General features: G+C 60.7%; 15 protein-coding genes. 9 read left to right on the top strand and 6 right to left on the bottom strand.

The window, feature by feature from the left end:
* Positions 1–14 precede the first annotated feature (14 nt).
* The gene (locus JH25_RS06260) at positions 15–533 is read left to right on the top strand and encodes a DUF1003 domain-containing protein (RefSeq protein WP_032879806.1); all 519 of its coding nucleotides are present in this window, start codon (positions 15–17) and stop codon (positions 531–533) included.
* On the opposite strand, the gene JH25_RS06265 is transcribed toward JH25_RS06260, so the two are convergent.
* Positions 530–1,414, bottom strand: a complete 885-nt coding sequence (locus JH25_RS06265; RefSeq protein WP_032879805.1) for a LysR family transcriptional regulator — start codon at positions 1,412–1,414, stop codon at positions 530–532. The two genes, JH25_RS06260 and JH25_RS06265, sit on opposite strands and share 4 nt — an antisense overlap.
* A gap of 80 nt (positions 1,415–1,494) precedes the next feature.
* Here JH25_RS06265 and JH25_RS06270 point away from each other — a divergent pair, with 80 nt between their 5' ends.
* Positions 1,495–2,202, top strand: a complete 708-nt coding sequence (locus JH25_RS06270) for a CTP synthase C-terminal region-related (seleno)protein (protein WP_032881250.1) — start codon at positions 1,495–1,497, stop codon at positions 2,200–2,202.
* The gene (locus tag JH25_RS06275) at positions 2,199–2,519 is read left to right on the top strand and encodes an antibiotic biosynthesis monooxygenase family protein (protein ID WP_032879804.1); all 321 of its coding nucleotides are present in this window, start codon (positions 2,199–2,201) and stop codon (positions 2,517–2,519) included. The genes JH25_RS06270 and JH25_RS06275 overlap by 4 nt, the downstream gene beginning before the upstream one ends.
* Before the next feature lie 46 nt (positions 2,520–2,565).
* Here JH25_RS06275 and JH25_RS06280 read toward each other — a convergent pair whose 3' ends face one another.
* The gene (locus JH25_RS06280; protein WP_005790675.1) at positions 2,566–2,889 is read right to left on the bottom strand and encodes a DUF2025 family protein; all 324 of its coding nucleotides are present in this window, start codon (positions 2,887–2,889) and stop codon (positions 2,566–2,568) included.
* 232 nt (positions 2,890–3,121) lie between these two features.
* On the opposite strand from JH25_RS06280, the gene JH25_RS06285 reads away from it, so the two are divergent.
* From JH25_RS06285 to JH25_RS06300, 4 genes are all read left to right on the top strand, one after another.
* Positions 3,122–4,249, top strand: coding sequence for a glycerophosphodiester phosphodiesterase (locus JH25_RS06285; protein WP_032879803.1), 1,128 nt, complete (start codon positions 3,122–3,124; stop codon positions 4,247–4,249).
* A gap of 90 nt (positions 4,250–4,339) precedes the next feature.
* Positions 4,340–4,654: a PepSY domain-containing protein gene (locus JH25_RS06290; protein WP_032879802.1), complete on the top strand. Its 315-nt coding sequence runs from the start codon at positions 4,340–4,342 to the stop codon at positions 4,652–4,654.
* A gap of 146 nt (positions 4,655–4,800) precedes the next feature.
* The gene (locus tag JH25_RS06295) at positions 4,801–5,823 is read left to right on the top strand and encodes a transporter (RefSeq protein WP_032879801.1); all 1,023 of its coding nucleotides are present in this window, start codon (positions 4,801–4,803) and stop codon (positions 5,821–5,823) included.
* Positions 5,824–6,057: 234 nt separating this feature from the next.
* On the top strand, positions 6,058–7,671 hold the full coding sequence (locus JH25_RS06300) for an inorganic phosphate transporter (protein WP_032879800.1): 1,614 nt from the start codon (positions 6,058–6,060) through the stop codon (positions 7,669–7,671).
* A 58-nt stretch (positions 7,672–7,729) separates the two neighbouring features.
* Here the strand turns inward: JH25_RS06300 and JH25_RS06305 are convergent, their stop codons facing one another.
* From JH25_RS06305 to JH25_RS06315, 3 genes are read right to left on the bottom strand one after another with little or no spacing between them, the layout of a single operon-like run.
* Positions 7,730–8,704: a biotin-dependent carboxyltransferase family protein gene (locus tag JH25_RS06305; RefSeq protein WP_032879799.1), complete on the bottom strand. Its 975-nt coding sequence runs from the start codon at positions 8,702–8,704 to the stop codon at positions 7,730–7,732.
* Positions 8,701–9,579 (bottom strand): 5-oxoprolinase subunit B family protein, encoded by an 879-nt coding sequence (locus tag JH25_RS06310; protein WP_032879798.1) that lies wholly within the window; start codon positions 9,577–9,579, stop codon positions 8,701–8,703. The genes JH25_RS06305 and JH25_RS06310 overlap by 4 nt, the downstream gene beginning before the upstream one ends.
* A gap of 56 nt (positions 9,580–9,635) precedes the next feature.
* A complete protein-coding gene (locus tag JH25_RS06315; RefSeq protein WP_032879797.1) occupies positions 9,636–10,394 on the bottom strand; it encodes a 5-oxoprolinase subunit PxpA in 759 nt (252 codons plus the stop codon).
* A 105-nt stretch (positions 10,395–10,499) separates the two neighbouring features.
* Between JH25_RS06315 and JH25_RS06320 the strand changes: the two genes are divergently transcribed.
* Positions 10,500–11,417: a LysR family transcriptional regulator gene (locus JH25_RS06320; protein ID WP_005790687.1), complete on the top strand. Its 918-nt coding sequence runs from the start codon at positions 10,500–10,502 to the stop codon at positions 11,415–11,417.
* On the opposite strand, the gene JH25_RS06325 is transcribed toward JH25_RS06320, so the two are convergent.
* A complete protein-coding gene (locus JH25_RS06325) occupies positions 11,414–12,310 on the bottom strand; it encodes a LysR family transcriptional regulator (protein ID WP_032879796.1) in 897 nt (298 codons plus the stop codon). The two genes, JH25_RS06320 and JH25_RS06325, sit on opposite strands and share 4 nt — an antisense overlap.
* Positions 12,311–12,416: 106 nt before the next feature.
* Between JH25_RS06325 and JH25_RS06330 the strand changes: the two genes are divergently transcribed.
* A complete protein-coding gene (locus tag JH25_RS06330; RefSeq protein WP_005790690.1) occupies positions 12,417–13,175 on the top strand; it encodes an SDR family NAD(P)-dependent oxidoreductase in 759 nt (252 codons plus the stop codon).
* The last annotated feature ends 8 nt before the right edge of the window (positions 13,176–13,183 follow it).

Raw genomic sequence — 13,183 nt, 5'->3', positions numbered from 1 at the left:
CACTCGAGCCCGCCATGACCCCAGACAAACCCGAATCCGCCCCCACTGACCACTTGCGTTTCCACCGCGGTCACGCGCACCTGGCGCCGACCTTTGGCAACGACACCTTTGCCCTCAAAGCCGAGGCCTTCGCACGCTTTTTTGGTACCCCGACCTTCCTGGGCGCACAAACCGCGATCGTCGTTTTGTGGGTGGTGTTGAATGTGACCGGCGTCACCCACTTCGACGTCTACCCGTTCATCCTGCTCAACCTGGCCTTCAGCCTGCAATCGGCTTATGCCGCGCCGCTGATCCTGCTGGCCCAGACGCGCCAGGCTGCGCGGGATAAAGCTCAGTCCGACGCCGACGCACAGCACCGCGAAGCCCTCGCCACCGCCAACACCGAACGCCAGGCCCAGGCGGCCCAGACCACCAAGCAATTGATGGAACTGCTGGAGCAGAATACCCGGCTGACGGAAATGACCAAGCAACTGACCGAGCGCATCGAGACCCTGACGTGCGAAATGCATGCGCAGTTTGTGCGTAAAGCCTAACTTCGCCGCCCGCGCACATGCCGCCCCAGTTCATCAAACAGCGTGACCACCGAGCGCAATGCCCGGCAATCAGGCCGTGTCAACAGCCACAGCGCGGTGTCGTGCCCTACCAATGCAGGGCTCAGTGCTTGCAAGCCTTCGCCCATTAGAAAATCCGGCAACGCCGCCACACCCAACCCGGCACGCACCAGTTCAGTCACCGACTGCATGCTGTTGCAGCGATAACTGGGACGCACACCTGGCAAATGTTCACGGCGCCAGGCTACCGTGGGGTGGTCGGGCAAAAAGTCGTCCGGAGCGATCCAGGCCAGGTCGGCCAGCGCCTGGCCTGCATGCCGATGAGCATAGTCGGCACTGGCGTACACTTGGTACGCAACAGTTCCCAGGCAACGTCCGACCAGATGCTCCGGCGGTTTGCTGGTCAGGCGCAGGGCAATATCCGCATCACGACGGCTGAGGTTGGCGAAGTCATTGGACGTGCTCAGTTCCAGCACCAGTGCTGGATAGGCCGGCATGAACTGCGCCAGGGCCGGCAGCAGCAACCCTTGCAACACCGAGTCGGTGCAGGTCAGGCGCACGGTGCCGCTGATCACTTCTCCACCCTGCTCCACACCAATGCGCGCAGCCTCCAATGCGAGTTCTGCGCGTTCGGCCTGTTGCGCCAGGTTGCTCGCCAGGCTGGTGGGCAAGTATCCGACGCGGCTTTTTTCAAATAAGGTCTGGCCCAGGGCCGACTCCAACCGCCGCACCGCACGGAACACCGTAGACACGTCCACCCGCAGCAACGCTGCCGCCCGTGCCAAGGTGCCGCCACGCACCAGGGCAAGGATCAATGACAGGTCGGGGTAGTCAAGTTGATAGTGCGTGGCTGCATTGAGCATGTGCGTAAATGCCAATATTGATTGTGCGAACGCCAATTTATAGTGGGTATCAGCACACTACAAGCCATGGGACATACATGATGACAGCCCCCGCCCTGCACCTCGCCCTGGTCGGCGACTACAACCCTGATGTGATCGCCCACCAGGCTATCCCGCTGGCGCTACAGCAGGCCGCCGCCGCCCTGGGTCTGAGCGTCCAGGTGCAATGGCTCGACACCGACACACTCACCTGCACCTCTGCCCTGCACGGTTTTGACGGATTCTGGTGCGTCCCCGCCAGCCCCTATCGCGACACCGAGGGCGCACTGCGGGCAATCCGTTTTGCTCGCGAGCAAAGACGCCCTTTCCTCGGCACATGCGGTGGTTTTCAACATGCTGTATTGGAATATGCCCGCAACGTACTGGGTTGGGCCGATGCAGAGCATGGCGAGTTGGCTCCAGACGCTGAACGCGCCGTCATCACGCCCCTGAGCTGCTCCCTGGTAGAAGTGAACGACACCGTGCGCCTGGCCCCTTACACCCGTATTGCCCAAGCCTACGCCAGCGTGGATATCCACGAAGGCTATCGATGCCGCTACGGCATCAACCCCACGTTTGCTGGCGCACTGCTTGAAGGCAACCTGATTCCCACCGGCCACGATTCAGCGGGCGATCTGCGCGCCGTGGAGTTGCTCGACCATCCGTTCTTCGTCGCCACCCTGTTCCAGCCTGAACGCGCTGCGCTGAACGGCATCACCCCGCCCTTGGCACTGGCCCTGCTCAAAGCGTGTCGAGGGGCATTGGTATGATCGCCAAGACACCGGCCCCGCCTTATTACGCGGTGATTTTCAGCTCACTGCGTACCGATGGCGACCAGGGTTATGGCGAGGCCGCCTCGCGGATGCTGGCACTGGCGGCGGAACAACCTGGGTTTCTCGGGGTGGAGTCGGCGCGAGAAGATGGGTTGGGGATCACAGTGTCCTACTGGACCAGCGAAGCGGCGATCCTGGCCTGGAAACAGCAGGCCGAGCATCGGCAGGCGCGTGAGCGAGGGCGGGCCACTTGGTACACAGCGTTTCACACGCGGGTATGCAAGGTAGAGCGGGCGTACACCTACCCTCGTTGAAACACTACCCCTCATTTGACCCTCACCGACCAGAAAAAGCTGCGGGCTAGCTCACCAAACTGCGCAACGCACTGATCTGCGGGATCTCCACCCGGCGCATATACACCCGCAACGGTTCGGTGATGTTGATGCGGTCATCGATGTTCTGGTCCAGCAGCAACTGTATGCGTTCGCGGCACAGGGTCATGGTGTGGTCGGCGGCCGGTAGCCAGACGAATTCGGCGGTGGGAATGATGCCGTCATCGGCCACGTCCATGCCGAAGGCATCTTCGCTGAAACGCACGATGTACTGGCCGGTCTTGCGATTGAGGCCGACAAAACCCTGGAGTTGGTCGGCGGCCTGGCAGATAAGTTCTGAAGTGATGCGCATGGTAAACCTCACTGAAAAGTCCCATAGGGACTGGAAAGATGGTTTACACGCGTGGCAAAAAATACTGCCCTCTGACGGGGCAGCTATGGCCAAGAATACTGCAATGCAGCACAAAAAAACCGACAAAATTGGCTCGCGCGCACGTTAATGTCGGTTTGGTGATAGCGCCTTTCGCAATCAATTGTTAAAAAGGACACCTTCTCAAAGTTACCTCCACGAAAGGACTTCGCATATGCCTGTCACGTTTACCAAGAGCGCCTTGCTGCTGGCGTTGATGCTCGGCCTTGGCCAGGCACAGGCTGCCGACCCGGTCAGCCCGGCTGAATTGGCAACAAACGAAGGCATACCCTACCCTGCCGTGATCGCTCACCGTGGTGCTTCCTACGACGCACCTGAATCCACCGCCGCCGCCTATAAGGTTGCACGCGACCTGGGGGCCGACTACCTGGAACTGGACCTGCAACGCAGCAAGGACGGCGTGCTGTTCGCCCTGCACGACAACAACCTGCAGCGCACCACCGACGTGGCCACCAAGTTCCCCGAGCGCAAAGACGCGCCTGCCAACGAGTTCACCTGGAAAGAACTGCAAACCCTCGACGCCGGCAGCTGGTTCAACGCCGCCTACCCGGACCGCGCGCGCCCAGGCTTCGTTGGCCTGAAGATCCTGAGCCTGGACGACATCATCAAGATCGCCGAAGGCAACCCCTCGCACAAACCCGGCCTGTACATCGAGACCAAGGAGCCCAAGCAGTTCCCGGGGATCGAAGCCGACCTGAAAAACAAGCTGCTGGACAAGGGCTGGCTGAGTTCCGCCGGCTCCAAGCTGGGCAAGAGCAACACCGGCGTCGGCCAAGGCCGTGGCCGCGTGGTGCTGCAAACCTTTGAAGTTGCAAGCCTGCAAGAGTTGCAGAAAGAAATGCCCAACACACCGAAGATCCTGCTGTTGTGGGTGGGTGAAGGCAGTATCGAGCCCAAATCCAAAGTCACCTTCGCCGAGTCCGGTGAAACAACCAAGGCTGCCTACTACGCCAAGCAAGAACCGAAAGACGCCGCCGAATTCGAAAAATGGGTCGACCAGGCCAAAAGCCTTGGCGCCATCGGCACCGGCCCGTCGGCTGAACTGACCGACCACGGCGACCAGAGCTACACCGACCTGGTGAAGCCTGAAATGAACAAGCTGACCCACGACAAGGGCCTGTTGGTGCATGTGTACACCGTGGATGAGCCGGTGGATTTCGAGAAAGTCATGAAGGCCGGCGTCGATGGCATCTTCACCAACCGTGCCGCCGAGCTGCTGAAGTTCTACAAACGCTGGCCGTCGTCCAGTGTTCAGGACCTGCTCAACGACCATAAGTACTAAGGGCATTGGTGTCAGTGAGCCATTAAGGATGAGTTAAGTTGCGCCGGTTAATCTGGCGCCACTTAAACAGTTCACCCAAGAGGACACACCATGAAAACTTTGACTGCCCTGTTCGCTGCCACCGCCCTGACCCTGACTGCCGGTCTGGCCCAGGCGGATGTTCGTCCGGATCACATTGAAGGCCTGCTCAAGTCCGGCGCTGTGATGTCTTTCGACAAGCTCAACGCAGCAGCCGTGGCAACTCACCCTGGTGCTTCGATCACTGACACCGAACTGGACACCAAACACGGCGTCGCCGACCAGTATGTCTACGAAGTGGACCTGACCGATACCACCGGCAAGCGCTTTGAAGTGAAGCTCGACGCCAAGACCGGTGCTGTACTGGAAAACAAGCAAGACACCTGAGTTGCATCCCCAAAAAACGCGCCACCTTCGAGTGGCGCGGTTTTTTTATGCGCGCCTCAAACCGTCACATAACCGTCATACCGCCTTGCAATGATTCGCCTAGGAACCTGTGAAACGTCCTACAGGCCCTTTCTCTGCGAGCCGCCATGAATCACAGCATCGACCACGCCCATCAGGACCCCGACCTGTTTGGCCTGCTTTACGGTTTCCGCTTTCGCCCCGGCGAAAAAGGCCAGCAGATTGACTCAGCCACCGCCCTCGCCGCCTTGCAGCAGCCACAAGATCCGGAAGAGTTTCTGTGGCTGCACTTGAACCTCGCCCACGCCGCGTGCGAGCGCTGGATGCAGGCGCATTTGTCGCTGCCGGAGGAATTTTTTGAAGCGCTGCATGAAGGCTCGCGCTCCACACGCATCGAACATGTGGACTCGGCCTTGTTGGCGGTGGTCAACGATGTGGTGTTCAACTTCAGCAGCATGGTGTCGTCGGATATTTCCACACTGTGGGTATGCGCGCGCAGCCGCTTGCTGATCAGTGCGCGCCTGCAACCACTGCATTCGGTGGATAAATTGCGCTCGTCGGTAAAAGCCGGTGAACACTTTCGCTCGCCCCTGGAACTGCTGGTGCATTTGCTGCGCGACCAGGGCGAAGTGCTGACCCAGATCGTGCGCAAGACCAGTATCAGCGTCGACCATATCGAAGATCAGTTGCTGTCTTCGCGCCTATCCACCAATCGCGCCGAACTGGGCGCTGCACGCCGTGTATTGGTGCGCCTGCAACGCCTGCTGGCGCTGGAACCGGGCTCGCTGCTGCGCCTGCTCAACCGTCCGCCGCAATGGCTACAAAAGGAAGACGTGAAGGAGTTGCGCAAATCCACCGAGGAGTTTGCGCTGATCATCAACGACCTGACGGCCCTGGGCGAACGCATCAAGCTGTTGCAGGAGGAAATCGCCGCCAACCTCAATGAACAAAGTAACCGCACGTTGTTCACCCTGACGGTGGTAACGGTGCTGGCGCTGCCGATCAATATCATCGCCGGCTTTTTTGGCATGAATGTGGGTGGGGTGCCGCTGTCCCAAGACCCGGAAGGTTTCTGGATATTGGTGGCGCTGGTCGCGACTTTTACCTTGATTGCTGGGCGGTGGGCGTTCCGAAAGCGCAAGGACTACTAACATTGAAATGCAATCAAACTGTGGGAGGGGGCTTGCTCCCGATAGCGGTGGGTCAGCCAAAAACTCTCTGACTGATGCACCGCTATCGGGAGCAAGCCCCCTCCCACATTTAAACCGCACTGATTTGTAGACCGGCGGCACACGAGATTGCGCCAAACACTGATCTGTCGCAGCACCCTTGTAACATTCTGCAATGATCATTAAGGCCATCCTCCTCACACTGGATGCTCCGGCATGGTCACCCCTTCCCTGACTGCCTCCCCCCACGCTTCACCCTCCTCCCAACCCCGGCTGGACACAAAACCAGGCTTGTTGACGGTGATCATGTTCTTCGCCGTACTTGCGATGGGCCTGTTGTTCACCGCCTACAGCCTGATGCACGACATGCACGAAATGGGCGCCCAGCTCACCACCTGGACGCCATTCCTATTGCTCGGCGTGGCGTTGTTGATCGCTCTGGGGTTTGAGTTTGTCAACGGCTTCCATGACACCGCCAACGCAGTGGCGACGGTGATCTACACCAACTCGCTGCCACCGCATTTTGCGGTGGTGTGGTCGGGCTTTTTCAATTTCCTCGGCGTGTTGCTTTCCAGTGGCGCGGTGGCGTTCGGCATCATTGCCCTGCTGCCGGTGGAGCTGATTTTGCAGGTCGGTTCATCGGCCGGGTTCTCCATGATCTTCGCCTTGCTGATCGCCGCGATCCTGTGGAACCTGGGCACCTGGTGGCTGGGCTTGCCAGCCTCGTCGTCTCATACCCTGATCGGCTCGATCATTGGCGTAGGCGTAGCCAATGCCCTGATGCACGGACGTGACGGCACCAGCGGTGTGGATTGGAGCCAGGCGATCAAGATTGGTTATGCCTTGTTGCTGTCGCCGCTGATTGGCTTTGCGTTTGCCGCCTTGCTGTTGCTGGCCCTGCGCGTCTTTGTCAAAAACCGCGCGCTGTACAAGGCACCCAAAGGCGACACGCCGCCGCCCTGGTGGATTCGCGGGATGCTGATTGTTACTTGCACCGGCGTGTCGTTCGCCCACGGTTCCAACGATGGGCAAAAGGGCATGGGCCTGATCATGCTGATCCTGGTGGGCACCTTGCCGATGGCCTACGCGCTGAACCGCACCATGCCTGCCGATCAGTCGCTGCAATTTGCCGCCGTCGCTGAAGTGACCCAGGCTGCCTTGGTCAAAGCAGCGCCGCAGCCGGCACCGGGCGATTCACGTGCCACCTTGTCGACCTACGTTCGCACCAAAGAGGCCACGCCGGAACTGGTGCCCGCACTCGCCGCCATCACCGGCCATATCGGCGAAGAAGTGAAAAGCTATGGTTCCCTCGCCGCCGTACCGGCCGAAGCCGTCGGCAACGTGCGTAACGACATGTACCTGACCAGCGAAACCATCCGCCTGATGGACAAAGGCAAGGTCGGCAACTTCGACGCCGACACCCAGGGCAAGCTGCAACTGTTCAAGCAACAGATCGACAACGCCACGCGCTTTATACCGCTGTGGGTGAAGATCGCCGTGGCCATTGCCCTTGGCCTGGGCACCATGGTCGGCTGGAAGCGCATCGTGGTGACGGTGGGCGAAAAAATCGGCAAGACTCACCTGACTTACGCTCAAGGCGCTTCGGCCGAAACGGTGGCGATGCTGACCATCGGCGCGGCGGATATGTTCGGGCTGCCGGTGTCGACCACCCATGTATTGTCCTCGGGTGTAGCCGGGACCATGGTCGCCAATGGCGGGGGGTTGCAGATGAGGACCATCCGCAATTTGTTGATGGCGTGGGTGTTGACCTTGCCGGCGGCGATTTTACTGTCGGGTAGCCTCTACTGGCTTTTTACCCAATTGTTCTGACACACAGAAAATCAAAATGTGGGAGCAAGCCCCCTCCCACATTTGGTTTTATGTTTCTTCAGGGTGTGAAGAGTCCGGCCATGGCCTTCAGGCGCTTTTTGTAGACCCGCCGCGCCTCCAGCGCTTGCTCCAATGTCACCGCCACGAACCCCGCTCGCTGATTGGGCTGCATCTGCCCGATCAAGTCCAGGTCGGCGCTGATCACCGTGCCGATCATCGCGTAGCCACCGCCCGACACCGCATCGCGATGCAGCACAATCGGTTCCAACCCCGCCGGTACCTGAATCGAACCAATCGGGTAGCAACTGTCGACGATGTTGGAGGGGTCGGAGCCCGCGCCAAACGGCTGTTCCCGCGGCTGGAAGCTCAATGCGCTGCCGCCCTTGAAGCGATAGCCGATGCGATCGGCCTCGGAGCCCACCGTCCACGGCTCGGCAAAAAAGCTGCTTTTTGCCGCGTCGGTCAAGCGCTCGTAGTACAGCCCCGGCACTACGCGCAACGTGACATCACCGCCTACCGAACGACGCAACGCCATCGGCAAGCTGTTGCCCGCACGCCCCGCACCGCTGGCCGTGCCGATAGGCAACAGATCGCCCTCCTGCAAGCGCCTCCCGTGAAACCCACCGAGAGCACCAAGGGTGTAGGTGGAGCGGCTGCCAAGCACCAACGGCACGTCGATGCCCCCGGCAACGGCGAGGTAAGTCCGCGCGCCGGCCACGGGAAACTCAAAGCGCAGCACCTGCCCGGCGCGCACGGCGAAGGCGGTGTCCTGATGCACCACTTCGCCGTCCAGGCGCGGCGACATCAAGGCGCCGCTCAACGCTATCAGCGCGTCGTGCTGGAACTCCAGCTCAGGCCCGATCAGCGTGCATTCCAGGCCAGCCACGCCCACTGGATTGCCGACCAGATGGTTGGCTGCACTCAGCGCGTATTGGTCCAGCGCCCCCGATGGCGGAATGCCCAGGTGGTAATAACCTTCGCGCCCCAGGTCCTGCACGGAGGTGGCGAGGCCGGGTTTGAGCACCTTGATCATGCCAGCGCCTCCTGCAGGGTTTGCGGATAGCCAATGGGATCGGCGAGAAAGGCATCGAGGGAAAATTCGACCGGGCGAATGCGCAAATCGAAACGCCCGGCTTCCACTTCGGCGACGGCCAGGTCGTAAGCCTCCCGGTCCATCGGCTTGAACTGCACGATGTCGCCAGGACGGAAGAACACCATGTGCTCCTTGAGGTAGGCCAACTGCTGCTGCGGGTCGTAGATCGGTGCCGGGGTCACGCCGAACATCTGGTAACCGCCGGCACCGCGAACCGAATAGATACACCCAAAGCAGCCGCCATGGCCCAGGGTCAGTTTCGGCGTGTCGGTGCGCGGCCGCAGGTACTTGGGCACCTGCAATTGCCGTTCGCGCTCGACCATCTGGAACATGAACGGCAGCCCCGCGACAAAGCCGACCATCGACACAAACCAGGGTGCGCCACTGTGGGCGGCGATAAACGCGTCCACGTCGGCCAGGCCGTTGATACGGGCGGCGTATTCAAGGTCAGTGCCGCCGGGGTCCTGGTGACGGTCACGAAAACGCATCAGGGTTTCGTGGGTCCAGGGGTCGTTATAGAGCACCGGGATCTCGATGATGCGCGTGTGCAGCGTGCGCTCGGCCACCGCCTGGGCTTCGGCGCTTTGCACCGCGTCGAGCAGCACGTGAGGCGCGATGCGGTCGGGGTCGAAGCGAATCTGGAAGGATGCATTGGCCAGGCACACATCCAGCACGCCTTCCAGCGCCAGGCGTTCCACGGCGCGGGTCACCGCCATGCCCTTGAAAAAAGCCTCCAGGGACATGCTGTCGCTGACCTCGGCAAACAGGTGTTCATCACCGCCGAAGCTGTAGCGGATGGGGGACGTTTCAGCCATGTCTGTTCCTCTTGGAATCATTGTAGAAAGGCAGGCAAAAAAGTGAGGTACAGCTCTTATTGGGGGGGCCGGACTTCAATACCGGCCTGGTCCAACGCTTCGCGGGTGGCTTGCACCAAGTCCAGGGCGCCAGGGGTATCGCTGTGCAGGCAGATGGAATCGAATTCAATCACCAGGTCTTCGCCTTCCACGGTACGTACCAGCCCGCTCTGACAAGCGCGCAGGACACGGGCTGCAACGGTGGCAGCGTCCAGTGCACGCACATTGCGGGTGAACACGATGGAGCCGCTCAGATCGTACTCACGGTCGGCATAGAACTCGCGCACGACCGGCTGTCCCAGTTCCTTGGCAATGCGCCAGATCACCGAATTGGGCATGCAGTACAGCAACAGCGTCGGCTCGATGATTTGCAGGTTTTGCACCAATAGCCGCGCAGCCTCTTCATCGCGGGCCAGGTGCATGTAGAGCGCGCCGTGGGGCTTGATATGTTGCAAGGTCAGGCCTTGGGCGCGGGCCATTTCACGCAGCGCGCCAAGCTGGTAGAGCATATCGTCCACCAGCTCTTGGGCCGGTGCATGGATATGCCGACGACCGAAGCCCACCAGGTCGCGAAAACCCGGATGAGCGCCGATAGCCACCCCCAATTGCTTGGCGCGCTCGACAGTGCGGCGCATGGTGCCGGGGTCGCCGGCGTGAAAGCCGGTGGCGATATTGGCCGAGCTGATGTGAGCCATCAGCTCTGCGTCGACGCCGTCGCCGATAGTCCAGGGGCCGAAGCTTTCGCCCATGTCCGAATTGAAATCCACTGCCCGCATCAAGATTGCTCCGCCATAAGTGATGCCAGGAAAGTAGGCTCGGGCTTGACCCCTTGGGAAGATCTATTATCAGATGGCCTATCTTCTGAAAATCAGATACTGACCATGTCCCTTACCTTGCGCCAGGTTCGCTACTTCGTTGCCACCGCTGAAATCGGCCAGATTTCCCAGGCAGCGATTCACCTGAATATTTCCCAGTCGGCGGTGACCACGGCGATCAAGGAGCTGGAAGCCATGCTCGGCGTGCAGTTGTTCGTGCGCTCGGCCCAGGGCATGAACCTCACCGACGCCGGTCGACATTTTCTCAACCGCGCCTATGTGATTGTGCGCAGCGTGGAAGACGCCCTGAACAGCCCGCTGCCGGATTACCGCGCCAGCGGCGTGCTACGGGTGGCGGCGAGCTACACAGTGCTGGGTTATTTCCTGCCGCACCATTTGCAGCGCATGGAGCATTGGCATCCGGACGTGACTATCGAGGTGTTCGAGCAGGAACGTCAGGCCATCGAACAGGGCCTGCTCGATGGCCAGTTCGACATGGCCGTGGTGCTTACCGCCAACCTCACCCACGCGGATATCGTCTCTGAGATCCTGTTCAACTCCGAACGCCGCCTGTGGCTGCCCAGCCATCACCCATTGTGTGAACGCGGAGCCGTCAGCCTGGCGGACGTGGCGCAAGAGCCCTACATCCTGCTGACCGTCGATGAAGCCGAACACAGTGCCATGCGCTATTGGGAACAGGCCGGGCAAACCCCCAGGGTGCGGCTGCGCACCAGCTCGGTGGAAGCGGTGCGCAGCATGGTTGCCAATGGCAGCGGCGTGGCGATTCTGTCGGATCTGGTGCACCGGCCCTGGTCGCTGGAAGGCAAGCGCATCGAAACCCTGACCGTCACCGACCCGGTCACGCCCATGAGCGTCGGCCTGGCCTGGCACCGCGAGCGCGCGTTTACCCCGGCGATGCAAGCCTTCCGCGATTACTTCCACGATGCGTTCCTGGCGCCGCAGCAGTTGTCGGCGCGCCGTTAAAGATGGGCTTGCAGGGTGGCGGTCAACCAGTCCATGAACACCCGCACCCGCAGCGGTAAATGCCGCTGGCCGGCGTACAGTAAATACACGTCCAGAGGCGGTGCCTGGTAATCCGGCAGCACCGCTACCAACTCGCCACTGGCCAATAAATCGCGGATCCCGAGTTGGGGCACTTGGGTAATGCCAAAACCCGCCAGGCACGCCGACTGATACGCATCGGTGCTGTTGACGGTCACCCTTCCTGCCATCGGCAAATGTTGCACCTTGTTGCCCACCAGGTATTCGAACCCTGCCGAGCGTGCGCCCAGGGGCCGCACGTAATGTACCAATTGGTGATTCGCCAGGTCAGCCAATGTCGCAGGCATGCCGTAACGGTGCAGATACGCCGGGCTCACGCAGTTGACCATCGGCATGCTGCACACCCGTCGCGCCACCACTGTTTGGTCGGGCTGGGCACCGACGCGCACGACACAATCGAAACCTTCCGCGATCAGGTCCACCTGGCGGTCCGAGCCGCTGATCTCGATGTCGATCAGGGGGTGGCGAGTCATGAACGTGGGCAAGTTCGGCACGATCAAACCCCGCGCCATGACATTGGGCATATCCACCCGTATGCGCCCGGCCAGTTGGGTTTCATCCTGGCGAAACAACCCTTCCAGTTCTTCCATATGCGCCAGCAGATCCTTGCTGCGCTCATACAACACACGCCCGTCTTGGGTCGCCTGCACCTTGCGCGTGGTGCGTTGCAACAGCCGTGCGCCGAGCAACTCCTCCAACGCCTGCACATGCTCGGATACCGTAGAGCGTGGCAAACCCAGGCTTTGGCCGGCCTGGGTAAAGCTCGATAACTCAGTGACGCGTACGAAGGTGCGCAGCAGCTCAAGCTTGTTCATTAGATTGTTCGCCTTATCCGGCCAGTGATTCCGATATTAGCCTGTTTATCACGTCATGACCGGACAAATACACTCAGTTCCACTAACTATCACTGAGGACTGCACCATGACCCGTAAAATCGCACTCATCACCGGCGCCAGCCGTGGCCTGGGCAAAAGCGCTGCGCTGCACCTGGCTGCGCAAGGCGTAGACATTATCGGCACCTACCACAGCGCCGCAGGCGAGGCCCAAGCCGTAGTTGCCCAAGTGGAGGCATTGGGTGGCCGCGCCGCCATGCTGCAACTGGACGTGAGCCAGAGCGCAAGCTTCGATGGGTTCGTTGGCCAAGTCGGCGCGTTGCTCAAGGATGTTTTCGCTCAGGATCATTTCAATTTTCTGATCAATAACGCAGGCATCGCTGCCCACGCCAGCTTCGCCGAGACCACCGAAGCCCAGTTCGACCAGTTGGTGGCGATCCACGTCAAGGCGCCGTTTTTTCTCACGCAAAAACTGCTGCCGTTGATCAGCGATGGCGGACGCATCATCAACATTTCCAGCGGCCTGGCGCGGTTCAGCCTGCCGGGGTATGCAGCCTATGCGTCGATGAAAGGAGCGGTCGAAGTGCTGTCGCGCTACCAGGCCAAAGAGCTGGGCCCACGCGGTATTACCGTGAACACCCTGGCACCGGGCGCGATTGCCACCGACTTCGGCGGCGGCGCGGTGCGCGACAACAGCGATGTGAATGCCATGGTCGCCAATAACACGGCCTTGGGCCGCGCCGGTTTGCCGGACGACATTGGCGGGGCGATTTCGACATTGCTGGCCGATGGCAGCCATTGGATCACCGGCCAGCGGATCGAGGCGTCGGGCGGGATGTTCCTGTAGGCGCCCAC

The organism is Pseudomonas sp. BRG-100 (genome assembly GCF_000737955.1).
GTDB lineage: Bacteria > Pseudomonadota > Gammaproteobacteria > Pseudomonadales > Pseudomonadaceae > Aquipseudomonas > Aquipseudomonas synxantha_A.
The sequence above is the reverse complement of the archived record's forward strand: the minus strand, read 5'-3'. Positions and strand labels throughout refer to the sequence as shown.

What these genes read in the sequence shown, in the direction of transcription:
- JH25_RS06260 (WP_032879806.1), top strand. Translation starts at nt 15, where the DNA reads ATGACCCCAGACAAACCCGAATCCGCCCCCACTGACCACTTGCGTTTC.
- JH25_RS06265 (WP_032879805.1), bottom strand. Translation starts at nt 1,414, where the DNA reads ATGCTCAATGCAGCCACGCACTATCAACTTGACTACCCCGACCTGTCA.
- JH25_RS06270 (WP_032881250.1), top strand. Translation starts at nt 1,495, where the DNA reads ATGACAGCCCCCGCCCTGCACCTCGCCCTGGTCGGCGACTACAACCCT.
- JH25_RS06275 (WP_032879804.1), top strand. Translation starts at nt 2,199, where the DNA reads ATGATCGCCAAGACACCGGCCCCGCCTTATTACGCGGTGATTTTCAGC.
- JH25_RS06280 (WP_005790675.1), bottom strand. Translation starts at nt 2,889, where the DNA reads ATGCGCATCACTTCAGAACTTATCTGCCAGGCCGCCGACCAACTCCAG.
- JH25_RS06285 (WP_032879803.1), top strand. Translation starts at nt 3,122, where the DNA reads ATGCCTGTCACGTTTACCAAGAGCGCCTTGCTGCTGGCGTTGATGCTC.
- JH25_RS06290 (WP_032879802.1), top strand. Translation starts at nt 4,340, where the DNA reads ATGAAAACTTTGACTGCCCTGTTCGCTGCCACCGCCCTGACCCTGACT.
- JH25_RS06295 (WP_032879801.1), top strand. Translation starts at nt 4,801, where the DNA reads ATGAATCACAGCATCGACCACGCCCATCAGGACCCCGACCTGTTTGGC.
- JH25_RS06300 (WP_032879800.1), top strand. Translation starts at nt 6,058, where the DNA reads ATGGTCACCCCTTCCCTGACTGCCTCCCCCCACGCTTCACCCTCCTCC.
- JH25_RS06305 (WP_032879799.1), bottom strand. Translation starts at nt 8,704, where the DNA reads ATGATCAAGGTGCTCAAACCCGGCCTCGCCACCTCCGTGCAGGACCTG.
- JH25_RS06310 (WP_032879798.1), bottom strand. Translation starts at nt 9,579, where the DNA reads ATGGCTGAAACGTCCCCCATCCGCTACAGCTTCGGCGGTGATGAACAC.
- JH25_RS06315 (WP_032879797.1), bottom strand. Translation starts at nt 10,394, where the DNA reads ATGCGGGCAGTGGATTTCAATTCGGACATGGGCGAAAGCTTCGGCCCC.
- JH25_RS06320 (WP_005790687.1), top strand. Translation starts at nt 10,500, where the DNA reads ATGTCCCTTACCTTGCGCCAGGTTCGCTACTTCGTTGCCACCGCTGAA.
- JH25_RS06325 (WP_032879796.1), bottom strand. Translation starts at nt 12,310, where the DNA reads ATGAACAAGCTTGAGCTGCTGCGCACCTTCGTACGCGTCACTGAGTTA.
- JH25_RS06330 (WP_005790690.1), top strand. Translation starts at nt 12,417, where the DNA reads ATGACCCGTAAAATCGCACTCATCACCGGCGCCAGCCGTGGCCTGGGC.